This is a genomic window from Bacillus sp. CHD6a (assembly GCF_001293645.1).
Taxonomy (GTDB): Bacteria; Bacillota; Bacilli; order Bacillales; family Bacillaceae_I; genus Sutcliffiella_A.
Window position 1 is genome coordinate 16,972 of sequence record NZ_LBMD01000011.1, and the last position, 22,684, is coordinate 39,655.

Annotated in this window: 30 protein-coding genes, 1 other RNA gene and 1 riboswitch; of the genes, 26 read left to right on the plus strand and 5 right to left on the minus strand. The window is 39.9% G+C overall.

Annotated features, from left to right (window positions below; genetic code table 11):
* Positions 1 to 6 precede the first annotated feature (6 nt).
* Positions 7 to 237: a preprotein translocase subunit SecG gene (gene secG / locus AAV98_RS09940; protein ID WP_060665413.1), complete on the plus strand. Its 231-nt coding sequence runs from the start codon at positions 7 to 9 to the stop codon at positions 235 to 237.
* Between the two features lie 64 nt (positions 238 to 301).
* On the opposite strand, the gene AAV98_RS19960 is transcribed toward secG, so the two are convergent.
* Both AAV98_RS19960 and AAV98_RS09945 read right to left on the minus strand, forming a co-directional pair.
* Positions 302 to 436, minus strand: coding sequence for an anti-repressor SinI family protein (locus AAV98_RS19960; protein ID WP_082380854.1), 135 nt, complete (start codon positions 434 to 436; stop codon positions 302 to 304).
* On the minus strand, positions 433 to 810 hold the full coding sequence (locus AAV98_RS09945; protein WP_060665414.1) for an XRE family transcriptional regulator: 378 nt from the start codon (positions 808 to 810) through the stop codon (positions 433 to 435). Before AAV98_RS09945 ends, AAV98_RS19960 begins: the two co-directional genes overlap by 4 nt.
* Before the next feature lie 241 nt (positions 811 to 1,051).
* On the opposite strand from AAV98_RS09945, the gene AAV98_RS09950 reads away from it, so the two are divergent.
* The 10 genes from AAV98_RS09950 to AAV98_RS09995 all read left to right on the plus strand — a co-directional run bounded on the left by AAV98_RS09950 (position 1,052) and on the right by AAV98_RS09995 (position 7,887).
* Positions 1,052 to 1,660, plus strand: coding sequence for a TasA family protein (locus AAV98_RS09950; protein WP_060665415.1), 609 nt, complete (start codon positions 1,052 to 1,054; stop codon positions 1,658 to 1,660).
* Between the two features lie 107 nt (positions 1,661 to 1,767).
* The gene (gene tapA, locus AAV98_RS09955) at positions 1,768 to 2,652 is read left to right on the plus strand and encodes an amyloid fiber anchoring/assembly protein TapA (protein WP_060665416.1); all 885 of its coding nucleotides are present in this window, start codon (positions 1,768 to 1,770) and stop codon (positions 2,650 to 2,652) included.
* An 11-nt stretch (positions 2,653 to 2,663) separates the two neighbouring features.
* On the plus strand, positions 2,664 to 3,242 hold the full coding sequence (sipW, locus tag AAV98_RS09960; RefSeq protein WP_060665417.1) for a signal peptidase I SipW: 579 nt from the start codon (positions 2,664 to 2,666) through the stop codon (positions 3,240 to 3,242).
* A 48-nt stretch (positions 3,243 to 3,290) separates the two neighbouring features.
* Complete coding sequence (locus AAV98_RS09965; protein ID WP_060665418.1) at positions 3,291 to 3,917, plus strand: LPXTG cell wall anchor domain-containing protein; 627 nt, start codon at positions 3,291 to 3,293, stop codon at positions 3,915 to 3,917.
* Between the two features lie 289 nt (positions 3,918 to 4,206).
* Entirely contained in the window at positions 4,207 to 4,881 is a 675-nt protein-coding gene (locus tag AAV98_RS09970) for an LPXTG cell wall anchor domain-containing protein (RefSeq protein WP_060665419.1), read from the plus strand.
* Positions 4,871 to 5,362, plus strand: coding sequence for a hypothetical protein (locus AAV98_RS09975; protein WP_060665420.1), 492 nt, complete (start codon positions 4,871 to 4,873; stop codon positions 5,360 to 5,362). Before AAV98_RS09970 ends, AAV98_RS09975 begins: the two co-directional genes overlap by 11 nt.
* Positions 5,363 to 5,446: 84 nt before the next feature.
* Positions 5,447 to 5,992 (plus strand): signal peptidase I, encoded by a 546-nt coding sequence (locus tag AAV98_RS09980; protein ID WP_060665421.1) that lies wholly within the window; start codon positions 5,447 to 5,449, stop codon positions 5,990 to 5,992.
* 69 nt (positions 5,993 to 6,061) lie between these two features.
* Complete coding sequence (locus AAV98_RS09985) at positions 6,062 to 6,727, plus strand: hypothetical protein (RefSeq protein ID WP_060665422.1); 666 nt, start codon at positions 6,062 to 6,064, stop codon at positions 6,725 to 6,727.
* Between the two features lie 52 nt (positions 6,728 to 6,779).
* Entirely contained in the window at positions 6,780 to 7,598 is an 819-nt protein-coding gene (locus AAV98_RS09990; RefSeq protein ID WP_060665423.1) for a hypothetical protein, read from the plus strand.
* An 85-nt stretch (positions 7,599 to 7,683) separates the two neighbouring features.
* Positions 7,684 to 7,887: a hypothetical protein gene (locus AAV98_RS09995; RefSeq protein ID WP_060665424.1), complete on the plus strand. Its 204-nt coding sequence runs from the start codon at positions 7,684 to 7,686 to the stop codon at positions 7,885 to 7,887.
* A gap of 34 nt (positions 7,888 to 7,921) precedes the next feature.
* Here the strand turns inward: AAV98_RS09995 and AAV98_RS10000 are convergent, their stop codons facing one another.
* Complete coding sequence (locus AAV98_RS10000) at positions 7,922 to 8,257, minus strand: helix-turn-helix domain-containing protein (protein ID WP_060665425.1); 336 nt, start codon at positions 8,255 to 8,257, stop codon at positions 7,922 to 7,924.
* Positions 8,258 to 8,345: 88 nt separating this feature from the next.
* Entirely contained in the window at positions 8,346 to 8,492 is a 147-nt protein-coding gene (locus AAV98_RS19965; RefSeq protein ID WP_082380855.1) for an anti-repressor SinI family protein, read from the minus strand.
* A gap of 32 nt (positions 8,493 to 8,524) precedes the next feature.
* Positions 8,525 to 8,638: riboswitch (cyclic di-GMP riboswitch) on the minus strand.
* A 449-nt stretch (positions 8,639 to 9,087) separates the two neighbouring features.
* On the opposite strand from AAV98_RS19965, the gene AAV98_RS10005 reads away from it, so the two are divergent.
* From AAV98_RS10005 to AAV98_RS10025, 5 genes are all read left to right on the plus strand, one after another.
* Positions 9,088 to 9,828 carry an alpha/beta hydrolase gene (locus tag AAV98_RS10005; RefSeq protein ID WP_060665426.1) on the plus strand — a complete coding sequence of 247 codons (741 nt, stop codon included), beginning with the start codon at positions 9,088 to 9,090 and terminating at the stop codon, positions 9,826 to 9,828.
* 214 nt (positions 9,829 to 10,042) lie between these two features.
* Positions 10,043 to 12,406, plus strand: coding sequence for a ribonuclease R (gene rnr / locus AAV98_RS10010; RefSeq protein ID WP_060665427.1), 2,364 nt, complete (start codon positions 10,043 to 10,045; stop codon positions 12,404 to 12,406).
* Between the two features lie 116 nt (positions 12,407 to 12,522).
* Positions 12,523 to 12,990 (plus strand): SsrA-binding protein SmpB, encoded by a 468-nt coding sequence (smpB, locus tag AAV98_RS10015; RefSeq protein ID WP_060665428.1) that lies wholly within the window; start codon positions 12,523 to 12,525, stop codon positions 12,988 to 12,990.
* A gap of 198 nt (positions 12,991 to 13,188) precedes the next feature.
* Positions 13,189 to 13,531: a transfer-messenger RNA gene (ssrA, locus tag AAV98_RS10020) on the plus strand.
* A 710-nt stretch (positions 13,532 to 14,241) separates the two neighbouring features.
* A complete protein-coding gene (locus AAV98_RS10025) occupies positions 14,242 to 14,973 on the plus strand; it encodes an SDR family NAD(P)-dependent oxidoreductase (RefSeq protein WP_060665611.1) in 732 nt (243 codons plus the stop codon).
* Between the two features lie 52 nt (positions 14,974 to 15,025).
* On the opposite strand, the gene AAV98_RS10030 is transcribed toward AAV98_RS10025, so the two are convergent.
* Positions 15,026 to 15,439 (minus strand): VOC family protein, encoded by a 414-nt coding sequence (locus AAV98_RS10030; RefSeq protein WP_060665429.1) that lies wholly within the window; start codon positions 15,437 to 15,439, stop codon positions 15,026 to 15,028.
* Positions 15,440 to 15,629: 190 nt separating this feature from the next.
* On the opposite strand from AAV98_RS10030, the gene AAV98_RS10035 reads away from it, so the two are divergent.
* The 10 genes from AAV98_RS10035 (at position 15,630) to AAV98_RS10080 (ending at position 22,665) form a co-directional block, all read left to right on the plus strand.
* Entirely contained in the window at positions 15,630 to 16,217 is a 588-nt protein-coding gene (locus AAV98_RS10035) for a substrate-binding domain-containing protein (RefSeq protein ID WP_269433463.1), read from the plus strand.
* A 516-nt stretch (positions 16,218 to 16,733) separates the two neighbouring features.
* On the plus strand, positions 16,734 to 17,456 hold the full coding sequence (locus AAV98_RS10040) for a ThuA domain-containing protein (RefSeq protein WP_060665430.1): 723 nt from the start codon (positions 16,734 to 16,736) through the stop codon (positions 17,454 to 17,456).
* A gap of 13 nt (positions 17,457 to 17,469) precedes the next feature.
* Positions 17,470 to 18,507, plus strand: coding sequence for a Gfo/Idh/MocA family protein (locus tag AAV98_RS10045; RefSeq protein WP_060665431.1), 1,038 nt, complete (start codon positions 17,470 to 17,472; stop codon positions 18,505 to 18,507).
* Between the two features lie 15 nt (positions 18,508 to 18,522).
* Positions 18,523 to 19,491, plus strand: a complete 969-nt coding sequence (locus AAV98_RS10050; RefSeq protein ID WP_060665432.1) for a sugar phosphate isomerase/epimerase family protein — start codon at positions 18,523 to 18,525, stop codon at positions 19,489 to 19,491.
* 70 nt (positions 19,492 to 19,561) lie between these two features.
* The gene (locus AAV98_RS10055; RefSeq protein WP_060665433.1) at positions 19,562 to 20,320 is read left to right on the plus strand and encodes a sugar phosphate isomerase/epimerase family protein; all 759 of its coding nucleotides are present in this window, start codon (positions 19,562 to 19,564) and stop codon (positions 20,318 to 20,320) included.
* A 410-nt stretch (positions 20,321 to 20,730) separates the two neighbouring features.
* On the plus strand, positions 20,731 to 20,991 hold the full coding sequence (locus AAV98_RS10060; protein ID WP_010196754.1) for a metal-sensitive transcriptional regulator: 261 nt from the start codon (positions 20,731 to 20,733) through the stop codon (positions 20,989 to 20,991).
* 243 nt (positions 20,992 to 21,234) lie between these two features.
* Positions 21,235 to 21,462, plus strand: coding sequence for a sulfurtransferase TusA family protein (locus AAV98_RS10065; RefSeq protein ID WP_060665434.1), 228 nt, complete (start codon positions 21,235 to 21,237; stop codon positions 21,460 to 21,462).
* 32 nt (positions 21,463 to 21,494) lie between these two features.
* Positions 21,495 to 21,971, plus strand: coding sequence for a DsrE/DsrF/DrsH-like family protein (locus AAV98_RS10070; RefSeq protein WP_060665435.1), 477 nt, complete (start codon positions 21,495 to 21,497; stop codon positions 21,969 to 21,971).
* Positions 21,972 to 21,986: 15 nt separating this feature from the next.
* Positions 21,987 to 22,343: a rhodanese-like domain-containing protein gene (locus AAV98_RS10075; protein ID WP_060665436.1), complete on the plus strand. Its 357-nt coding sequence runs from the start codon at positions 21,987 to 21,989 to the stop codon at positions 22,341 to 22,343.
* 25 nt (positions 22,344 to 22,368) lie between these two features.
* Positions 22,369 to 22,665, plus strand: coding sequence for a rhodanese-like domain-containing protein (locus tag AAV98_RS10080; RefSeq protein WP_060665437.1), 297 nt, complete (start codon positions 22,369 to 22,371; stop codon positions 22,663 to 22,665).
* Positions 22,666 to 22,684 lie beyond the last annotated feature (19 nt).

Sequence of the window (22,684 nt, forward strand, 5' to 3'; positions counted from 1 at the left end):
GTTTACATGACGTTATTTCTTACTATTTTACTTATTATCGTAGCAATCTCTTTGATCACAGTAGTACTACTTCAATCAGGTAAAAGTGCAGGTCTTTCAGGAGCAATCTCCGGTGGAGCAGAAACACTTTTCGGAAAACAAAAAGCACGCGGCCTAGACCTTGTTCTACACCGTGCGACAGTTGTTCTTTCTGTATTATTCTTCATTCTGACACTGTCAATTGCATACTTCGCATAATAAATAAAACCACTTTCCAAACCTGGAAAGTGGTTTTTTGCATCTGTTAAAATAAAAGCCTTGGTCACTTTACGACCAAGACTTCCTTGTTCTGTTCACTTGTCTCTTGGAGGAAGGCTCTCACCTCTTCAATAGAGATTCCATAAGCTCTTGCCAGCGTTAACAGCTCTACCCATTCCAAATCAATCTCTTTGTTCAAGCCTCTTCTTCCTCCTCTTTGCTACTTTTACTTTTCTTTGCACCTTGCCACTTCTGAAATTCCATGTACTCCTTGAAGTGAATAAAATCTTCCTTGCTCATGCCCTCCGCAATTGCCCGCTGCACTAACCGTTTCCATTCCTCGTCCAGCACTAGAACTTCTGGTTTATCGTCCTCCGACTCCCCGTTCAATAAAAAATCCAAGTCTGTCTCAAGCGTAACGGCAATCTTATTCAAAAACTGTAGAGAAGGATTCGTCTGGATATTTCTCTCCAAATAACTCAAATAAGACTTTGACACACCAGCCAGTTCCGAGAGTTCACTTAATGAATAGCCCTTTATCTTCCTTAACCTCTTTAAGCGCTCACCAAGCATACTCGTCCCCTTAACATTTTATGACATAAGTTCATTATATAGCACAATTTATTCTTTATAAAAAACGAAATATTAAGAAAAATGAAGATAATGAAAGCAATAAGCTAAAAAGTGTTCTTAATTAAGAAAAATTGAACAAATTTGAGGTTTTCCAACTTTAGACTAGGTGTTTTATACTACGTATTGTAAGGTTCGTTAAAAAGAACGAACCAAAATACTCAGGAAACGGGAGGAATTTATAATGAGTTTGAAAAAGAAACTTGGTTTAGGTGTCGCATCTGCTGCTCTTGGCCTTTCATTGATCGGTGGGGGTACATATGCATATTTTAGTGATACAGCAGTAACAAATAATACATTTTCTGCTGGAACATTGAAACTATTGTCAACTCCTACAGAGATTATCAATGTTAGTGATATAAAACCAGGGGATTGGATGCCTCGTGAATTTACTTTAAAGAATGATGGTACATTAGACATCTCAAAAGTGTTATTACACACTGAATATGAAGCTTATGATGCACAAGGAAATAGAATTGATGATTTTGCTGAACATATAAGAGTAGACTTTTTGTATAACAAGGATAAAGCATTATTAGAAGAATTATCCCCAGATCAAGTTGTTTATAGAACTACTTTAGCTAATCTAGCCAAAACTCAACCTGATGTTGTATCTAATAAAGTCTTTGTACCTAGACTTGAAGAAAAAGGAGGGTTGAAACCTGGGAATACAGATAAATTATATGTTCAATTTAAATTTGTTGACAACGGGGATCAAAATAAATACCAAGGAGCAACTTTGAAATTAAAGTGGACGTTTGAAGCACATCAAACTTCAGGGGTTAAAAAGTAATCCCAATGAAGGGTAAGGTAATTACACTTACCCTTTGATTATTTTTTCTCTTACGTTTATATCACACTATAAACGTAAGAGAAAAAATAAAGTAGGTGATTATTAACATGAGAAAAACAAGATTAAAGAAATTCAAAAAAAATTTTAGACATCATTTCTTATTTGCAAATATAATAGTTATTTTTTACTCAACTACTATAACTACATGTATTATTTCTTCTCCTACATTGGGTTATTTTAGTAGCCAGAAACAAACTACGACATTAATACAAGCTGGACAATGGTTTGATGGGAGCATTTTAACTTTTATTGATAAATCCGATTTAAACATAAGAGCCTGTCCCCCTATGGAAATTAATGTTCGTATAAAAAACAACGGCTTTAGCATGCTTGATACCACAAAATATGAAGTTTTCCACTTAAACAAGGCAAACGGAAAACAAAAAGGTAAGAAAATAAGTGAAGGAATCCTCGATCCATTAGCTCAGAATGAAATAGGTTACTTGCATTTTACTGCTGAAAAAGACGGAGCATATATGTTTAAACTTTACCAACGTCCAGATTTCAAGGAAATGAAACATGTTAAAAGCATCGAGTGGAGTGAAAAGGTTATTGTTAATTGCAATGCCTCGAAAAAAACAGAAGATAAAAAACTAGATGAAAAATCTTCTAAAGAAGTTGAAGATAAGCAAACTGAGGAGAATGTAACTAAAGAAAATAAAGCTGCTCAAGGTGACAATGGCATAAAAGAGGACATTAAAAATGATGAAAGTTCAGACGTAAAAGAAGAGCAAAAAGAAGTTAAAGAAAACAAAGAAGATAAAGAGGTAGTAGATAATGAAACAACGAATGAGGGAGATAAGCATGAAGATGTAGAACCAGTTAATGAATCTGAGAGTACTCAATCAGAAACAAAAGAGACAGATAATAATGCAAACGAAACAACGCCTGATAAAGAAACGGAAACAGAAGACCAAGATCAATCAAACTAGAGGTGAAAAATATGAAATGGAAAACAGCAAAAAAGTGGATTAGCAACCTAGTAACTACTATTTTGTTTTTAACACTACTTTTCATGGCTTTTGTCGTTATCTCTACCAAAGCATCCGGTGGAGAACCGCAAATTATGGGTTACCAGCTTAAAACCGTTCTATCAGGTTCAATGGAGCCAGGCATTAAAACTGGATCAATAATCGCAGTAAAGCCTGGTGGGGATATGACACGCTTCGGTGAAGGAGATGTCATCACATTTAAGCAAGATGAACAAACCTTAGTAACACACAGAATAATCGAAGTAATAACCAGTGGAGAGCATGTAATGTACAAAACCAAAGGGGATAATAATAATGCTGAGGATATGGATCCTGTTCTATCCGAGAATGTTGTTGCTGTTTACACAGACTTTACTATCCCTTATGTAGGTTATTTCGTGGAATTCGCTAAATCGCAACTTGGAAGTGCACTATTAATGATCCTTCCGGGTGTTCTATTGTTCGGTTATTCTATCTTCTCCATATGGCAGACTATTGGTCGCATTGAAAAGCAACAAAAGCAGCTGGAGGATACAAAATCTGCTAGTTAACTGGAGTGAGACATTCTCACTCTGAATTTTTTTAAAGGGGGGTGTACAATGAAATACTTAAGATGGTTCAGTATCGCTTCCATATATTATTTGTTAATGTTTATGGTTTTGTTTGTACCGTTGGGGAGTACAATAGCATCGGAGGATGTGATGGAGATTGATATAATTACAACTCCAGAAAAAGTATTGTTCGATGTTAATAATATGAAGCCAGGGGATTGGGCGGATAGAGTGCTGGAAATCAGCAATGGAGGGAAAGAAAATTTCAATTACATCATATCTTCTAAGCTTAAATCCGGTAATAAGAAACTTTACAATGAGTTGAAGTTAATGATTACATCAGAGGAAAATAAGGAGCTTTTTAACGGAACTCTGGGTCAATTTAATAAGCTGGATCCGCGTGAAATAAAAACAACTGATAAAGAGCAGCTTACATTTCAAGTGAATTTTCCTGCAGAACTCGGAAATGAATTCCAGGGACTAACGTGTGAAGTGGAATTCAAGATATATGCAGAAGGTACGCTCGGGGGAATAATACCTGCTGAGAATGGTATTAAGTTACCAAACACCGCTACTGACACCATGAATATAATGATCGTGGGAGGAACTTTTTTATTAATAGGCTTGATTGTTTTACTCATGTACAGATTAAGAAAAGCGAATCTTGAGAGCTAAAAAGAGACAGCGGGTTGCAGCATTTATCCCGCTATTTTTTTATTGGATACTTATTAGTTAAGTTCTTTATATTGAATCTGTTATTTCTTTATACAAAACAAAAAACTGCGAATACAAGAGATATCGTGAGCTTTAGGTAGAATATTGTTCTTAATTGCGCAAAAATGCAGTATTTTGAATATTTAAAAAGAACACCCACTCCTCTATACTCAAATTATAGTTCATTATAAAGAACCAAAAAGTTAGAATGGAAGTTGGTGATGTATCCTTGATCCATAGGTGTTTGATTGTGTTAGTATCGGCCTTGGTATTTATTTTAGTTACAACTCCCTTCTCAACAAAGGCGGCAAATTTGGAAAATCTCTACATAGAACAAGGAGAACAGGTTACATTGTTCCATCCGGTAAAACTAGCTCCTTCTAGGGTGATGGAGGAGAAGGTAATCACCATAACGAACAAAAATGAAGAAGCGGTAGAATTTGCAGCAAGCTTTCATTTCTATTTGGAGAAGAATGGATTAGAGTCGCAAAAGTTACAACAAATGCTTGAATTTTATGAATTGAGTGCAAAGATACACTTGCCAGGTAAAGTCCATCATATAAATTGGACAAGCTTGACAGAAGTGAATGAAAAACTTCAGGAACTAGAGTTAAATCAAATTCCTTCAAAGGGATCGCTGGAAATTATGTATTCCATCCGACTTCTAGAAACGGCTCATAATGACTTTCAAGCTGTTACCCTACATGGGGAGTTATTCATTGACTCTTTGACAGAAAAAAGTCAGGTTGGAACAATTGTAAAAAATAAAGAGGAAACCAAGGGGAACTCTCTTCCTAAAACGGCTACAGATACTTGGACTTTTATGTATATAGGAATATTGTTGTCGATTGGAGGATCAGCTCTACTGATCTACTATTCTATCAGAATGATCCAAAGGAAAAGAGGGAACCTCTATGGGGGATAAACTTAAAAAAATAAATAAATTTTACCTGATACTATTAGTTGGTTTTGCCACCATATATGCAGGGAGTGTTCTCATTGCCGATAGCTATTCTTACTTCACGTCTGAAGTGGAAATTGCGGGTTCAATTGTTAGCGAGGAGGATTTCGGTATACCGCTTCCACTACAACCTGAAGAAGAGCATGTAGAGGAAGAAGCAGTTAAAGAAGAAGCAATAAAAGAAGAACCGACTGAGGAAGAACCAGTAGAAGAACCACAAGATAAGAAGGTAAGTACAGAAGAAAAAGAAAAATCAGCCGAAGAAGTTAATGAAGTAGAAGAACCAACTGAACCAGAAACAGAGGTTAAGGAAGAAGAAACCAATCCGGAAAGTGATCCAGATGCCGAGGTAGAAAAGGCTGAAGAATCACAAGAAACCCCAACAGATACAGAGCCAGGTGATGAGAATACAGGGGATGAAACGGGTGATGAAGGTGAAGGGTAAACGCTGATAAAAATCAGCTTTTATTTTCATAATACTGTTCTTAATAAACAACAAAAAATTCTCAATAAAAAAGGAGTGGTAGCAGTGTTCAAACGTATTATGAAAGTCCTCTCCACCCTTATCCTAGTATTTCTTGCACTATCTGCAGGGCTGGTCATCTACTTTGTCTCTCAATCAAAGGGAGATATTGAAAAGGTTCCAAGTGTTATGGGCTATAAGCCTCTCACCATTCTTTCAAACAGTATGCAGCCTGTCTTTGAAGCGGGTGACGTCATCTTAATAAAGCCCGATCAGAAGCCAGAAGTCAATGATGTGATTACCTTCAAGCACCCTGAGGGCATCTTGGTGACACATAGAATTATTGATTCAACGGTAGAAGATGGGAAGACCTTTTACATTACAAAAGGTGATAACAATAATATTGCTGATGACGTGAGGGTAGCACCAAATAGTATTATCGGTGTTCAAACGAGCATCATTCCGGGGGCTGGACATGTTGCTAAGTTTGTTTCAGGACCGATTGGGTTTATTTTACTGATTGGGCTTCCAATTTTTATCTACTTCATAATTGAGATCTTTCAGAGAACAGGAATTATTAGGACCGAGCAAAAAGAAGAAGTATCCAACTAAGGGATCAACAAATAGAGATACACTCTATTTGCCACTATATAACCAAATTAGCAAAGGGGATGTTTTTGAATGGCAAACATGAAGAATGTCAAAAAAGCGTTAATTGGGACAGCACTTGCTGGAACATTAGCAGTTGGGGCAGGGTTTGGTACATACTCTTGGTTTACTAGCCATGCAGCTGTTACAGGAGAGGTGCAAAACTCTCAATTGAAAATTGAAGGTAGCGGATTTAGCGAATTCACTTTTGAAAGAGATGCATTTACACGTCTTGCTCCTTCCCGTAGTGTGATGACGGACTTCACGATTTCCAATGATCATGATGGGGATATGACGTTTGAGGATGTTGTACTTCGCGGCCAGTTGAAGTTCGCAGTGAATAAAAAGGGTGATTTATTAACTTCAGATAATATGCACAAAGCTTTCCCGCGCAATGGAACGTATGAAGGGTTAGCTGCTTACTCCCTACAGGAGGCATTAGAGCAATATCACTTCACTTTCAGTTGGGGTGAGACCACCAAAACAATGTCTGGATGGGAATGGTACAACAATGGCGAGGATTTCCTAGAGGAAATGACGCTTGCGAATGGTGAAGAGCTTGAAGTGGACGTAGAAGTGACACTTCATGATGACGCAAACAACAACCTTCAAGGGGCAACTCTAAGACCGGTTGTTATGGTTGATGCAAAACAAATTGATTTTGATGCGTTGTATGAGGACGAAATCAACAACGATTAATTTAAATACGACAGAACGGAACTATTAAAATGTTGGGGGAGGAATAAAGGTAATGGCAAAGATAAATAACGTAAAAAAAGCTGTGCTAGGTACAGCTTTGGCAGGAGTAATGGTTACTGGCGCAGGATTTGGAACATATTCATGGTTTACAGATAGCACAGAAGCACAAGGTCATGTGAAAAACGCAATTGTTGAGATTGCTGGTGGAGGACAAGCTAGTTTTGACTATTCTTCTGGCTATCTTGCTCCAAGTAGATCTCAAATTGCTGAAGAGTGGAAGACCATCGAAAATAACAGTACCGACCGCCGCATCAGCTTAAGTGCTAGTTTTACAGGTAAGCTATATGGAGATTCTTCTAATATAGACTTCTCTCAATATAAATCTACTGCATTATTTGTATTCAACAAAGATGCAAGTGGTGTTCAAGATGCAGAATTTATTGATGAATCTCTCAGAGCATACTTAGAAGAAGATGATATGAGCGAACTTGAATTTGAGAAAATGTTGCAAGAATTCTACGGAGCGAAGATGGAAATTGTCGTAATTGAAGGAGAAGAGGATGTTGAAGAACTTGAGGAAACTCTTGAGGCTTCCGAGGATGCTCCAGTTGCTGCAATAGTAAGCTCAGAATACATTGAAGCGCAGCTTGAGAATAGCGTTTCTTCTGTAGGAACAATGTCCCACGATCCAGTAAAAGTCATGGAAAAAGGTATCTTGTTCGGAGAAACCATTTCCCGTCAGCATTATGTACATGTTCTATTTGGAACAAGCCTGAAGGAAACAGCTGGTAACGAATACCAAAACGCGAAAATGGACTTCCAGATCCATGTAGAAGCAAATCAAGTAGATCGCCCGGCTGATACAGAATAATTAGCTTCATGCATCTAATAAAGCTTTAAAAATCCGTTCATTTACCACTACACACACACTAGATGAACAAAAAAGGAGGGCTCTTATGTACACGAAAGTTTGTCCGACATGCAGTCATAAATCTTTTAGCAGTTGTTCGACATTTGATTGGGAATGTCCTGTATGTGCAACAGATTTAACACTCCAATATGCATCAGTAGCTGGAGGCTCGGTTGTAAAAAGAGCCCTTCCATTTACAAAGCAATTAACGTTTGTTATTAAGTCGTCTAAAATAAATCAACAAATCTAAATCCATAAAAATAATCGCTGACCTCGGTCAGCGATTATTTGTTTTCCTGATTTATTTTCCATTTATTAAATTCTAAGAATTCTTTAAACTGATCCTTGGTTACACCGGAATCCATCGCCTCTCTTACAAGGGTGGCCCATTCTCGGTCAAGGTTATCTTTAGATTGGGATTCATCTTCATCATGTAAAAGAGTGTTCATAGATACTCCAAGTACGGTTGAGACCTTTTCCAGAAATTGAACGGAGGGATTGGATTGTAAATTCCGTTCGATCGAACTTAGATAAGATTTAGCCACACCTGCACGTTCTGCAAGTTCAGACATCGACATTTTTCGCTGTTCTCTATATTTTTTTATTCGTTCACCAATCACGGCTTTCACCTTCCTATCATGCTCATTATAGCATATAACGAAGGGATTGTTAGATATTTAGAACAAAAATCCGTTAATATTCACAAAATTAGAGTTTAAATGATGAATGATTGCGATAATTATGTAAGAAATCTCTAATTTCTGCAGAGGAAATACCCATTTCAAGTGCGTTGTTAATTAGATCTACCCACTCCTTATCTAAATTTTCTGTCATTTCAACTGTAACGTTCTCCATCTTCCTTTTCCCTCCTAAAATACTTTGGTATTTCAGGCAGCCCAGCCATCATAATTTGTAAAAGGATTAACTAGTTTTCCTTTTACACAACCTTAGATCTGTAGACTTTGCGTCCTTGCTTTTCAGCAAGTTTGCCTTTGACTGTTGTTTCGAATTATTCGACATACAACTTTGGTATTACTACCAACGTACTTCCTATACCCCAAATTAATTATAAAATAACTAATTATGAAATGTTGCAGATTGGTGTCGAAAACATCAAATTATTTTACAAAAATTCTTTCAGGAATATAAGGCTCAAAAAAGCAGAAAAATGGACTTGAAGTGCGGTTATTGAATAATAAATAAAAGAGTTAGGGTACTTTCCTATAAAAACAAAAACATTATTTTTGTCGATATCCTCCTACTAAACATTCATTTTTGGTCTATCTTTATCAACTACCCCCTAAAACGTAACTATCCCTCCGAAAAAAGCTCTCTAAAAGCTATTCTGACTCCATTATGGTAAAATGTTCTTTTCGGACTAATCATATCTGATATTTAATGAAAAGTAGCATATTATAAATACAAGTGAAAGAAAGGATGTTCTGACGTGATGAAAGTGAAGCTGCCTAAGCCTTTTACGTTTGAAGGTGGAGATCGTGCGGTATTGATGTTACATGGTTTTACAGGGAATTCCGCGGATGTGCGGATGATGGGCCGTTTCTTGGAGAAGAGAGGCTATACCTGCCATGCGCCACAGTATAAAGGGCATGGTGTCCCACCGGAGGAATTAGTTCATACTGGACCTGAGGATTGGTGGGAGGACGTGATGGAAGCCTACCAGTTTTTAAAGGATAAAGGTTTTGAAAGTATTGCGGTGGTTGGCCTTTCATTGGGCGGGGTTTTCTCTTTAAAATTAGGTTACACAGTTCCAGTGAAGGGTATTGTGCCTATGTGCGCGCCGATGTATATCAAGAGTGAAGAAATCATGTATCAAGGTGTGCTGGAATACGCTCGTGAATTTAAGCGCCGTGAAGGGAAAAGTGCGGAGCAGATTGAACAAGAAATGAAGGAATTCGAAAAGACGCCAATGGCTACATTGAAGGCGTTGCAGGAATTGATTGCAGACGTGCGGAATAATGTAGACATGATCTACTCACCGACTTTTGTCGTACAAGCCCGTCACGATAATATGATCAACACAGACAGTGCCAACATTATTTACAAGGAAGTTGAATCGGACGATAAGAAAATTAAATGGTACGAAGAATCCGGCCACGTCATCACCCTCGACAAAGAACGAGAACAACTCCACCAAGACGTATACGAGTTTTTAGAGTCGCTTGATTGGTAATACTATCTGAAGAGGCTATTTATTTAATGAAGAAACCTAGCTGGTGATTGGAGCAAAAGGCGCAGACTCCGGAGGGGGATAGCGGTAGGTTGAGACCCCGCAGGCATAGCCGAGGAGGCTCAAGCACCGCCCCTCGGAAAGCGAAGCCATTTGCGGAAATCACCAGCGGTGTACAACAGTAATTTTAGAACCCGAAAAAGGGGAGGGATATATAATGGAAGAAACAATTCAGCAACACGTAGATAGACTACTTTCCTATATGAAAGAAGAAGCCTACAAACCACTTACTACACAAGAACTTGAACAGGCCTTTGGAATTAAAGACTCAGAAGAATTCAAGGACTTCGTCAAAGCATTAGTATATATGGAAGATCAAGGACTCGTTGTGAGAACGCGCAGCAACCGCTATGGCCTTCCAGAAAAGATGAATCTTATCAAAGGAAAAGTAATCGGTCACTCCAAAGGATTTGCATTTGTCATGCCTGAAGAAGCGGATATGGACGATGTGTTCATCCCACCAAACGAACTCAACAACGCCATGCATGGAGATATCGTACTTGTCCGCGTAAGCAGAAAGGCTGCTGGTGATTCGCGACAAGAAGGAACGGTCATCCGAATCGTGGAACGTGGGGTCAAAGAGATTGTTGGTACATATACCGAGAGTAAGAGTTTTGGCTTCGTAATAGCAGACGACAAAAAAATTGCCAATGATATCTTCATTCCGAAAAGTGCCAGCAATGGTGCGGTTGAAGGACATAAGGTTGTAGTAAAACTAGTTACTTATCCGGAAGGCCGCCTTAGTGCCGAGGGTGAAGTCATCCGCATACTAGGCCATAAAAATGACCCGGGTGTAGATATCTTGTCTGTCATTCATAAGCATGGGCTGCCGCAGGAGTTTCCAAGAGAGGTACTAGATCAGGCGAACGCCACACCGGATGAGATTGACGAAAAAGATCTGGGGGATCGTCGTGATCTTCGCGACCAGGTGATTGTTACAATTGATGGAGCGGACGCAAAAGACCTGGATGATGCGGTAACAGTAACGAAATTAGACAACGGCAACTATAAGCTTGGCGTTCATATCGCGGACGTCACGCATTATGTGACAGAAGGCTCACATATTGATATGGAAGCACAGGAGCGTGGAACTAGTATTTATCTAGTAGACCGCGTAATCCCGATGATTCCTCATCGTCTGTCTAACGGAATTTGCTCGTTAAACCCAAAAGTGAACCGTCTTACTATTTCTTGTGAGATGGAGTTGAACAATGTTGGGGAAGTCGTAAAGCACGAGATTTTCCACAGTGTTATTAAAACAACAGAACGTATGACCTATACAGATGTGAATAAAATCCTGGTGGATAAAGATGAGGAAGTAACGTCCCGCTACGAATCTTTGGTTCCGATGTTCCAGCTGATGGAGGAACTGGCTGCAGTCCTCCGCAAAAAGAGGATGACTCGAGGTGCCATCGATTTCGATTTCAAAGAGTCCAAGGTTATTGTAGATGAAGAAGGGGCGCCGAAAGATGTGGTCCTTCGAGAACGTTCCGTAGCTGAGCGCTTAATTGAAGAGTTCATGCTTGTTGCGAATGAAACGGTAGCCGAGCATTTCCACTGGATGAATGTGCCGTTTATCTATCGCGTCCATGAGGATCCAAAAGAGGAGAAACTTCAGCGTTTCTTCGAATTCATCACAAACTTTGGTTATGTAGTAAAAGGAAAAGGCAATGAGATTCACCCGCGTGCGCTTCAGGAAGTAATTGAAGCCGTTCAAGGTAAGCCGGAAGAGATGGTAGTATCTACGGTCATGCTTCGTTCCATGAAACAGGCAAAATACGATGAGGAAAGTTTAGGACACTTTGGATTATCGACAGAGTTCTATACTCATTTCACATCACCAATACGTCGTTATCCTGACTTGATTGTCCATCGTCTGATTCGTACTTATTTGATACAAAAGAAACTCGATGAAAAGACCCAAGAGAAATGGAGCGACAAGCTGCCAGAAATCGCTGAACACTCCTCCAACATGGAACGCCGAGCAGTTGATGCAGAACGTGAAACGGATGAGCTGAAAAAGTCGGAGTACATGCTTGATAAAATTGGGGAAGAATATGATGGCATCATTAGCTCTGTAACGAACTTCGGAATGTTCGTAGAGCTGCCCAATACAATTGAAGGTCTTGTCCATGTGAGCTATCTGACGGATGACTATTATCGCTACGATGAACGCCATTACGCGATGATTGGAGAACGAACAGGGAAAGTGTACCGAATCGGTGACGAGATCACAGTTCGTGTTATTAATGTAAACAAAGATGAGCGCTCCATCGACTTTGAAGTAGTTGGTATGAAGGGTACTCGTCGCCCGGATACGAAGAGTGCACCACGTGTCATCCAGAGCGAACGCAAAAAGCCAGCCAAAGGTCGCAGTCAAAAGCGTAAAGATGAAAGCAATATTGATGACTACACATTTGAAATTGGCTGGACAACACAAGGTCCTGGCAAGAAGAAAAAGAAAAACAAGAAGTTCTTTGAGAACGCACCAAAACAGAAACGAAAAAAGAAAAAGCGCTAAGCTTTAAAATGGAAAAGGGTCTTTTTCAAAAAGGAAGACCCTTCTTTCTTGTAGAGGTGTGGTGGATTTGGTAAAATATTCACTACGCCTTAATAGAAAGAAAGGGGGAAACATCTATGCCAAAAGGGGAAGGCAAGGTCATTAGTACCAATAAGAAAGCCAATCATGACTATTTTATTGAGCAGACTTATGAAACAGGTATGGTTTTACAAGGTACTGAAATTAAATCCATGCGAGCTGGCCGAGTAAATTTGAAGGATTCCTTTGCACGCGTGCAAAACGGTGAAGTATTTTTGCACAACCTGCACATCAGTCCTTATGAGCAAGGAAACCGGTACAACCATGACCCGCTTCGTACTCGTAAATTGCTTCTTCACCGTAAACAAATCAATCAGCTTATTGGTCTTACTAAAGAAGAGGGATATGCCTTGGTTCCTTTAAAAATCTATCTTAAAAACGGCTATGCCAAGCTATTGATAGGATTAGGAAAAGGTAAAAAGAAATATGACAAACGTGAAGATTTGAAGAAGAAGGAAGCGAAACGTGATATCGAGAGAGCGTTCCGTGAACGTCAGAAGGAATAGTATAGTTTAATTTACAGTAACTTACAATTGCAAAGTGATCTGTATGTGCTATAATATAGTTGTCGCTGATAGACAGAGCGACGCATTGATAATTGAATAGCCAACACATTGGCTTGATTATCTTTCCCGTAGAAACCTCGTGTTTTTGTTCTTTGTTGATTTAAACTTCAATAGAGACATTTATTACCGAGGGGACGTTACGGATTCGACAGGGATAGTTCGAGCTTGGGTTGCGAGTCGGGGGGATCGTCCTCGTCATCAACGTCAACGCCAATAATAACTGGCAAAGAAAACAACAACTTCGCATTAGCTGCCTAATAACAGTCTGATGCGGTTCCTCCCTCCATCGCCCATGTGGTAGGATCAGGGACTCACTCTTAGTGGGCTACGCCGGAGATCGCCGTCTGAGGTCAAAGGAAGAGAATAACCAGACTAGCTGCCAGGATGCCAGTCAATAGGCGGAACGGTTAGCGAAATACTAATATATTGACTACACTCGTAGATGCTTAAGTGGCGATGTTTCTGGACGTGGGTTCGATTAATTATTAGTCGCCTTGTATGGCAACATACAAGTGAAAATCTGGCTTTATCGGTGAAACCTAAGTCGTATTTCTTTTGCGATAAGGCAATGCCGAGCGGTATGTGAAGCAATTCAACAGCCGTGTATCGACTCATAGGTTGCCACAACAGTGGTAATACTAGGATGCGGAACTGCTAGTTGCAGCGGCAACTAAAAATTTTAGTCCGCATAATACGCCAGAGGACCTCAGCTTGGAGGTTCAAGATATAGTCAGTGCCATGACGAAAGCATGGAATTGCACGTCCCACCGTCTCCATATTAACTAAACCGCACTTTTAAAAGTGCGGTTTTTGCTTTTTATCTAAAGTTAAATACTTTTTTACCCTTTCTTCCTCATTATACTTCCCATTTCTCTTGGTCACTAATTCATTCTTGAAATGGAGCAACCAGTTAAAAACTTTACATACTCTAATAATTTTATATCTTTTTAGCAATAGCTATACAAGGACGCCTACATTCATTTTTATGTTTGTTAATAGGATGCTGCCTTTTCCATCTATAATAATGGCAAGATACATAGCTTCGTAATCTTTCATTACTGCACCTTCTTAATCTTAATCTATATTTGTTAATAGTTTGTTAATAAAAAGGGTATAAGAAAAATGTGTATATAAAATTTAGTCTAGGACTAAACAGTGATAAAATTTATACTAAGGAGATAAAAAACTATGATGAATTTCCAAAACAAAACCGTCATCGTCACCGGAGCAGCAAACGGAATAGGAAAAGGAATCGCTTCGTCATACATAAATGCAGGAGCAAATGTTGTGCTTGCAGACATGGATGAAACAGCAGGACAGGCTCTTAAACAGCAGCTTGGGGAAAAAGCTCTTTTCGTTAAAACGGATGTCCGAAAAGAGGATGAGATTCAGCATCTGTTGACCAAAACCATGGAACACTTCCCTCAAATTGATATCCTTATCAATAACGCTGGTGTATCCAGATTCACTCCTCTTCAGGACCTGACAGTTGAAGCTTGGGATGATGTCATCAACACGAATCTGCGCAGTGTGTTTATTGCTTCAAAAGAAGCATCAAAGTATATGAAAAGTGGCGGTTCTATTGTAAATATTGCCTCCACCAGGGCAACCATGTCAGAACCAAACTCAGAAGCTTATGCTGCAACAAAGGGCGGGATTGTAGCGCTGACGCATGCGTTGGCAGCTTCCTTAAGCGAACTGGATATCACTGTGAATGCTATTTCACCTGGTTGGATTCAGACTGAAAACTATGAAGAGCTAAGAGAGAAGGACCATGCACAACACCTGTCCAACCGGGTCGGAAAACCGGAAGATATTGCAAAGGCTTGCTTGTACCTAACTGACTCCGAAAATAATTTTGTTAACGGCGAAAATATTACGGTGGATGGTGGCATGACAAGAAAGATGATTTACGAGGGATAACTAGCAATAAAACGCTTCGAGAGCCATGGGGGATCTCGAAGCGTTTTATTAGTTATTGAGGTTTTGTATAATTCAAATCCCATTTCACGCCAAAGGAATCTTGAACGCTTCCATAACGTGCTCCCCAGAAGGTATCCTGAAGCTCCATTAACACTTTTCCGTTCTCACTAAGGCGTGCATAAAGAGTGTCGATTTGTTCTTCACTTTCCATTTCCAGCATAAGAGAGACATTGCTGCCAAACTCTACTGTCTGACCAGGGAATGTATCGGATGCCATCAATGTAAGGTTTCCTTTTTCAAATCGCGCGTGCATAACTAGGTTGTCGGCTTCTGGTGGTGTCGGAAAATCTGCTTCACCGAAGGTCTGGATAACTGTTATTTCTCCTTCAAACACCTCTTTGTAAAACTCAAGTGCCTGTCTTGCGTTGCCGTTAAAAGCTAAATAAGGTACAGCTTGATTCTTCATCTTCAACACTCCTTCTGAATGAATATGTACTTACTACTTCATTATATTTTGTTCAAAGAGAAAAGTAAAGAACATACGTTCGACAAAATAATATTTTTCTAAAAATATTAAAAGCGAATTCACTACCTCACAAATGTAAAAAGTTGAAACGCAGCCATGACGGTCCTTTTACCTCAGAACGATTGCAATCATATTAAGGGATTTGTCAGGCCCATTTTATTCCGAGCTAATCAAAGGGGTACAGGAAGTTACAACAGCAAATGGTTTTGACCTGATAGCATGCAGCTCTGTTGGTAGTGCACAGTCAACCTCAGCCAAATTTTTAAAAGAAAAAAGGGTGGATGGCGCAATCATCCTTGCCTATAATATTACAGATGATATTGTCTTAGAATCAGCCCGAGAAGGTTTCCCTATCGTCGTACTTGATCGAAAGATTGATCATAAGTTTGTCTATCAAGTGGAAGTAGACAATTTTCATGGCGGATATGCGGCTACAGAATACTTGATTAATAAAGGATATCGGGAAGTCGGGTATGTAAGCGGACCGATGAATTCTCATGATAATCAAATACGTTTTGAAGGGTATATGGCTGCGTTGAAGGATCACGGAATCCAGTATCAAAACAAATGGAAGCTATCAAGAGATTTTACTCGTGAGGGTGGGTACCGAGCAACAAAAATGCTGATTGCACAACGCCAGCTCCCGGAAGCCATTTTTGTTGGAGAGTTTGCCGGCTTTACAAGTAGTTTTTACTGTAAATTTGTCATTGTTGATTAAAATTGCCTTTCTCGACTACCCTTCTTTTGCGAGGATCGGCGTTTATCCATTGTAAAATGATTTTTTCCATTGTTCAGAGCCATTTATCCATTGTAAAAAAATATATCCATTGTAAAAGAGATTTATCCATGTATACAACGCACTTATCCATTGTTCCTCATTTCCATCACTTTCACAAACGTGTCTCTTCCCCGGTCCTAAAACTTACTCCCAACCTTCCCTTGAGAAGTCGGAATTTTACTATCTAGTTCGGACTTTAACATTGAAAACGCTTTATTATCCATTTATAATGTAGGAGAGTTGTCTAGGGATGTTACATATATATCAATATGGAAACGTTCCCACAAACATAACCATAGCAAATTAATAGAGTTAGAGATTTTACAAAAATTAAAGTAAGTAACTTAACTGATGATTGGAACGAAAGGGGGAGACTCCAGCGAAAAGCGAAGCCTGTCGCGAAAATCAACAGCGGTGTAACCAAAATAGACTTCAACCAAAGAAAGGAGCAACACAATGATTAAAGTAACTGTATGGAATGAAAACCGTCATGAACAAACAAACGAAAAAGTGAGAGAAGTGTATCCAGAAGGTATCCACGGTGCTATCGCTTCTTTCCTTAAAGAAGAAAACTACGAAGTAAGAACCGCAACGTTGGACGAGCCAGAGCACGGATTAACCGAAGAAGTACTAAACAACACAGACGTGCTTTTATGGTGGGGCCATGTCGCGCATGATGACGTGAGCGATGAGATTGTCACTCGTGTAAAAAATAGAGTACTAGACGGAATGGGACTAATCGTTCTTCATTCTGGTCACTTCTCTAAAATCTTTAAAACATTGATGGGTACAACTTGTGACTTGAAATGGAGAGAAGCGGACGAGAAAGAGCGTATCTGGGTAGTATCACCAGGCCATCCGATCGCTGAGGGGATTGGGGAGCACATAGATATTGAGCGCGAAGAAATGTATGGCGAGCACTTCGATATTCCAGATCCGGACGAGCTAGTGTTTGTGAGCTGGTTTGAAGGCGGAGAGGTTTTCCGCAGTGGGTGCACTTACAAGCGCGGGAAAGGGAAAGTATTCTACTTCCGTCCAGGTCATGAAACATACCCGACGTACTATCATGAAAAAGTACAAAAAGTAATCACGAATGCTGTTAACTGGGCAAAACCGACAACAATCGGCGATGTATATTACGGAAATGCGAAACCATTAGAAGAAATTAAAAGTAAATAAGGGGGATAACAAAATGAAGAAATTACGAGTTGGAGTAGTAGGATGCGGAAGTATCGCAAAGCACCGTCATTTACCGGAGTACCATGCAAATCCAAATGTTGAGCTTGTTGCACTATGCGATGTTGTATTAGCACGCGCAGAGGAAGCAGTTGAAACATTTGGCGGAAAAGCTTATGAAAGCTATCAAGAGATGATCGACCGTGAAGAATTGGATGTTGTGAGTGTATGCACACCGAACTATTTGCATGCTCCTGTATCCATCTATGCATCCAAAGCTGGAGCGCACGTTTTATGTGAAAAGCCGATGGCAACGTCCAAAGAAGAAGCCGATGAGATGATTGCTACAGCTAAAGCGTCTGGCAAAAAACTGATGATTGCGCACAACCAACGTTTTGTTCCATCCCACCAAAAAGCGAAGCAGCTGATTGAAAGCGGCGAAGTAGGAAAAATCTACAGCTTCCGTACAGCTTTCGGACACCCTGGGCCAGAAGGCTGGAGCGTAGACGGAAAAGACAGCTGGTTCTTCCGTAAAGAAGAAGCATTTATCGGCGCAATGGGTGACCTTGGCGTACACAAGTCCGATTTATTGCGTTACCTTTTAGGGGAAGAAATCGTGGAAGTGGGAGCATTCATTGAAACATCTGCAAAAGAAAACACAGATGTCGATGACACAGCGGTTTGCGCATTAAGAACAGAAAGTGGAATCGTCGGTACACTTGCTGCTAGCTGGTCTTACAAACGTGAAGATAACTCCACCATCATCTATGCGGAAAAAGCAGTTCTTCGTTTAGAAGACGATCCTACTCACTCTTTAGTCGTTCAATACGCTACAGGCGAAACAGTTCGCTACGAGTTAGGTAAAATCCAAAGCAATGATGCAGGCGGGCAAACTGGTTCTAAAGTAATTGATCATTTTGTAGCAAGCATCGTAGAAGACAAAGAAGTACTTGTCGACGGAAACGAAGGAAAGAACTCCTTAATGGTTATTTTAGGGGCGCTTGAATCGAACGAAACGAAGAAGATTGTCAACATCCAAAACGAATTGAACTAAGGAGCGTGAACACTAATGAAACTAGGCGTATTTACCGTCCTTTTTGCAAATAAACCTTTTACGGAAATGCTTGACTATGTGAAAGCGGCAGGTCTGGATGCAGTGGAAATCGGTACAGGCTGCTACCCTGGTAACAACCATTGTCCATTGGATACTCTTCTTGAAGACGAAGGGGCACGCAATGCGTATATGGAGGAAATCCATTCTCGCGGTTTGCAAATCAGTGCATTCAGCTGCCACGGTAATCCAATTTCACCTGATGAGGCTTTTGCAAAAGAATCGCATGAAACATTACTAAAAACAATTGACCTTGCTGCTTTAACAGGAGTTGAAGTGGTAAATTGTTTCTCCGGCGTTCCTGGTGACAGCGAAACAGCAAAAGCGCCAAACTGGCCTGTTGCACCTTGGCCAAATGAATATGGTGACGTACTTACATGGCAGTGGGAGACAAAGCTTGTACCTTACTGGAAGGAAGTAGGGAAGTATGCAGAAGAGCGTAACATCAAAATTGGTCTTGAATTGCATGGCGGATTCTTGGTACATACGCCTCATACGATGCTCAAACTTCGTGAGCTAACGTCCCCTGCAATCGGCGCAAACCTGGATCCAAGTCATCTTTGGTGGCAAGGAATTGACCCTGTTGCAGCAATCAAAATTTTAGGAAAAGCTGGCGCGATCCATCATTTCCATGCAAAAGACACGTATATTGATCAAGATAATGTGAACATGTACGGCTTAACGGACATGCAGCCATATGGTGAAGTTCAAACGCGTGCATGGAGCTTCCGTTCCGTTGGTTGCGGACATAGTGTCCAAGAATGGTCCGACATGATGAGTGCATTGCGCACGTACGGGTATGATTATGTAGTCAGCATCGAGCACGAAGACCCAATCATGTCGATTGAAGAAGGCTTTGCACGTGCTGTGACAAACCTTCAATCTGTATTGATAAAAGAACAACCTGCTGATATGTGGTGGGTGTAAGAATATAGCGAATACAGCAACCGAGAGGCTCTTGGTTGCTTGTTTTTTATAAAATGGGAGGCGGATGAGGATGAAACACAAAATCGCTGCACAACTTTATACAGTGCGTGATCTATGCGAAAAGGATTTTATCGGAGTACTTAAAGCGTTAAAAGAAATGGGCTATGCAGGAGTGGAGATGGCAGGACTTTACGGCCATGATGCAAAGGAAATCGCGGCGACCCTGAAAGAATGGAATCTATCCGTTGTTGGCATGCACGTAGGGATGGATCGATTACGCAATGAGCTTCCAGCAGTATTGAATGAAGCAGAGCTATTTGGTACAAAGCATCTTGTTATGCCATATGTGGTTGACGAGGACCGTACAGAGGAATATTATGTTTCTCTAAAAGCTGAGTTAAACGAACTTGCTTCTGTGTTGAAAAAAGACGGCTACACAATCAGCTATCATAACCATGATTTCGAGTTTCACAAAGAAATTGATGGTAAGGTAGTTTTAGAATATTTACTAGAGCCAAGTGCTGATAACTTGCTTCTTGCTGAGCTTGATGTTTATTGGGTAACAAAAGCAGGTCGTGATGTACTGGAATTTTTATCACCATTAGCAGGCCGTGTCCCAACATTACATATGAAAGATATGGCCGCAGGTGAAGAAGGAAATTTTGCGGAGGTAGGTACAGGAGTCATCGACTTTGAATCGATATTGCGTTGGGGAGAAAAGAACGGTGTGCAGTGGTACATCATAGAGCAGGATGTATGTGAGGGGAATCCTTTGGACAGTTTGCGAATAAGTATTACCAATTTGCATGGGATGATGGACAAAATCTAATGTTTTATAGAACAGGTTGCCGCCTTGATAAGGGAGGCTGCCTGTTTTTATACTGTTTTTTAGAAATCGCCACCAACATGATGGATTCTGTAACGAACTAGAGGCGTTTTGGGATGAACTAACCTTCCACACGAACTCTGCTAAATCACAACAAAAATGCTTCTTCTTCATTTTAACCATGTCTTTTCATCCCCTCAGAGTAAAATAGAAAAGCCTTTATAAAATAATACAAATCGAAACGTTTTCAATAGATTTTTATATAGTATAGAAGCAAGGGACATGCCGCACTTTATATATTAAGGAAATTAAAGATTTCTAGTTCAATGGGTTGACAATATACCCTAAGGGGTATAATATATGAGCATAGACATTGTAACTACATTATTTTCAATAGGAGGTGCATGTCTGCTATGGAATACACAAACCAAATGAAGAATCGTTTGAAACGTGCCGAAGGGCAAATCAGGGGAGTTCTTCATATGATGGAACAAGGCGAAGATTGCAGAGATGTCGTATCTCAGTTAAATGCCGCTACCACTGCAATTGAACGCGCCATTGGCGTCATTGTTAGTACAAACTTGGAACAATGCGTTCGAGAAAATGTACTAAAAGGGGAAGAGACCAGCGAAATGGTGCAACAGGCGGTTGATCTTCTCATTAAAAGCAGGTAGCAAAAAAAGTACTTGATAATATACCCTAAGTGGTATATTATAAAGTCGTAGATACCCACTAGGGTATTGGTGAACAGGAAGGGTTGCATCATATTTTTTTGCATGTTATTATACCCCTAAGGGTATTAGAAGTAACCCGATATTTTTTTGAAGCGATATATACCCTACCAGGTATAAAGATATCTACTATATTTTTTTAACTAATAATATACCCCTAGGGGTAAAAAATAGGAGGAATAACACATGAATGTAAACAAAGTATTAGACGCAAAAGGATTAGCTTGCCCAATGCCATTGGTGAAAACGAAGAAAGCATTAAATGAAGTGAACAGCGGTGAGATCTTAGAGGTTATCTCAACTGACAAAGGTGCCAAGACAGACTTAACTGCATGGTGCAAAGCAACTGGTAATGAACTATTAGACATGAAAGAAGAGAACGACGTATTTACTTTCTATATTAAAAAAGCGTAACAAGAGATAAAACATAAGGAGAGGATTACATCATGGAAAAGAAGAAAACAACGATTGTACTTTTCAGCGGTGATTATGACAAAGCGATGGCAGCCTATATTATTGCGAACGGTGCTGCAGCATATGATCACGAGGTAACCATTTTCCACACATTTTGGGGCTTGAATGCACTTCGTAAAGAAGAGCTTGTACCAGTTAAGAAAAACTTTATTGAAAAAATGTTCGGTAAGATGATGCCACGTGGTGCGAACAAGTTGCCACTATCTACTATGAACATGGCTGGCATGGGTCCTAAAATGATTAAAGATATTATGAAAAAGCATAACGTACAATCTTTGCCAAGCTTGATTGAAATGGCAAAAGAGCAGGATGTTAAACTTGTCGGTTGCCAAATGACGGTAGACTTACTGGGTTTAAAGCATGAAGAGATGATTGATGGAATTGAGTACGCAGGGGTTGGCGCATATTTAGGCGATGCTTCTGAAGGTAATGTGAACTTATTTATCTAAGAGGAGCGTGTTTGAATGGAGTTTCTTCCTTACATTCTAATGGGGCTGGCAGTCGTGTTTCTCATCAGCAGAATGAAGCCAACTGCTGGCGTCCGTCAGATAACTACGGCTGAATTGAAGCAAGAATTAAATGATAAAAACAAACAGTTTATTGATGTTCGTACACCGATGGAATACAAAGGCAATCACATTCGTCAGTTTCACAATATCCCCTTGAACACCATTGGAAAAAGCATGAATAAACTTTCAAAAGACAAAGAAATCATTGTCATTTGCCAAAGTGGCATGCGCAGTAACGCAGCCGTGAAACAGTTGAAGAAAGCCGGATTTACGAAACTTAGCAATGTAAAAGGTGGCATGAATGCCTGGTAAATAAAAATAAAAGGAGCTGTCAAACATGAAAGAGATTACACCACAAGAATTAGAAGCAAAGCTTGCAGCTGGCGAGAAGCTATCCATCATTGATGTAAGGGAAGCAGAGGAAGTAGCTGCAGGAAAGATTCCTCAAGCCGTGAACATTCCATTAAGTTTATTGGAGTTCCGCACGCAAGATATTGATAAGTCTAAAACACATTTCATGGTCTGCCGTTCAGGTGGAAGAAGTGGGAAAGCCTCTATGTTCTTGGCAGCCCAAGGTTTTGACGTCATTAATATGGTCGGCGGAATGTTGGAGTGGGAAGGTAACGTAGAATAATATTTTATTCGAAAAAGGA

Coding starts and splice junctions, on each gene's coding strand:
- secG (WP_060665413.1), top strand. CDS start 7: ATGACGTTATTTCTTACTATTTTACTTATTATCGTAGCAATCTCTTTG.
- AAV98_RS09945 (WP_060665414.1), bottom strand. CDS start 810: ATGCTTGGTGAGCGCTTAAAGAGGTTAAGGAAGATAAAGGGCTATTCA.
- AAV98_RS09950 (WP_060665415.1), top strand. CDS start 1,052: ATGAGTTTGAAAAAGAAACTTGGTTTAGGTGTCGCATCTGCTGCTCTT.
- tapA (WP_060665416.1), top strand. CDS start 1,768: ATGAGAAAAACAAGATTAAAGAAATTCAAAAAAAATTTTAGACATCAT.
- sipW (WP_060665417.1), top strand. CDS start 2,664: ATGAAATGGAAAACAGCAAAAAAGTGGATTAGCAACCTAGTAACTACT.
- AAV98_RS09965 (WP_060665418.1), top strand. CDS start 3,291: ATGAAATACTTAAGATGGTTCAGTATCGCTTCCATATATTATTTGTTA.
- AAV98_RS09975 (WP_060665420.1), top strand. CDS start 4,871: ATGGGGGATAAACTTAAAAAAATAAATAAATTTTACCTGATACTATTA.
- AAV98_RS09985 (WP_060665422.1), top strand. CDS start 6,062: ATGGCAAACATGAAGAATGTCAAAAAAGCGTTAATTGGGACAGCACTT.
- AAV98_RS09990 (WP_060665423.1), top strand. CDS start 6,780: ATGGCAAAGATAAATAACGTAAAAAAAGCTGTGCTAGGTACAGCTTTG.
- AAV98_RS09995 (WP_060665424.1), top strand. CDS start 7,684: ATGTACACGAAAGTTTGTCCGACATGCAGTCATAAATCTTTTAGCAGT.
- AAV98_RS19965 (WP_082380855.1), bottom strand. CDS start 8,492: ATGGAGAACGTTACAGTTGAAATGACAGAAAATTTAGATAAGGAGTGG.
- AAV98_RS10005 (WP_060665426.1), top strand. CDS start 9,088: ATGAAAGTGAAGCTGCCTAAGCCTTTTACGTTTGAAGGTGGAGATCGT.
- rnr (WP_060665427.1), top strand. CDS start 10,043: ATGGAAGAAACAATTCAGCAACACGTAGATAGACTACTTTCCTATATG.
- smpB (WP_060665428.1), top strand. CDS start 12,523: ATGCCAAAAGGGGAAGGCAAGGTCATTAGTACCAATAAGAAAGCCAAT.
- AAV98_RS10025 (WP_060665611.1), top strand. CDS start 14,242: ATGAATTTCCAAAACAAAACCGTCATCGTCACCGGAGCAGCAAACGGA.
- AAV98_RS10030 (WP_060665429.1), bottom strand. CDS start 15,439: ATGAAGAATCAAGCTGTACCTTATTTAGCTTTTAACGGCAACGCAAGA.
- AAV98_RS10040 (WP_060665430.1), top strand. CDS start 16,734: ATGATTAAAGTAACTGTATGGAATGAAAACCGTCATGAACAAACAAAC.
- AAV98_RS10045 (WP_060665431.1), top strand. CDS start 17,470: ATGAAGAAATTACGAGTTGGAGTAGTAGGATGCGGAAGTATCGCAAAG.
- AAV98_RS10050 (WP_060665432.1), top strand. CDS start 18,523: ATGAAACTAGGCGTATTTACCGTCCTTTTTGCAAATAAACCTTTTACG.
- AAV98_RS10055 (WP_060665433.1), top strand. CDS start 19,562: ATGAAACACAAAATCGCTGCACAACTTTATACAGTGCGTGATCTATGC.
- AAV98_RS10060 (WP_010196754.1), top strand. CDS start 20,731: ATGGAATACACAAACCAAATGAAGAATCGTTTGAAACGTGCCGAAGGG.
- AAV98_RS10065 (WP_060665434.1), top strand. CDS start 21,235: ATGAATGTAAACAAAGTATTAGACGCAAAAGGATTAGCTTGCCCAATG.
- AAV98_RS10070 (WP_060665435.1), top strand. CDS start 21,495: ATGGAAAAGAAGAAAACAACGATTGTACTTTTCAGCGGTGATTATGAC.
- AAV98_RS10075 (WP_060665436.1), top strand. CDS start 21,987: ATGGAGTTTCTTCCTTACATTCTAATGGGGCTGGCAGTCGTGTTTCTC.
- AAV98_RS10080 (WP_060665437.1), top strand. CDS start 22,369: ATGAAAGAGATTACACCACAAGAATTAGAAGCAAAGCTTGCAGCTGGC.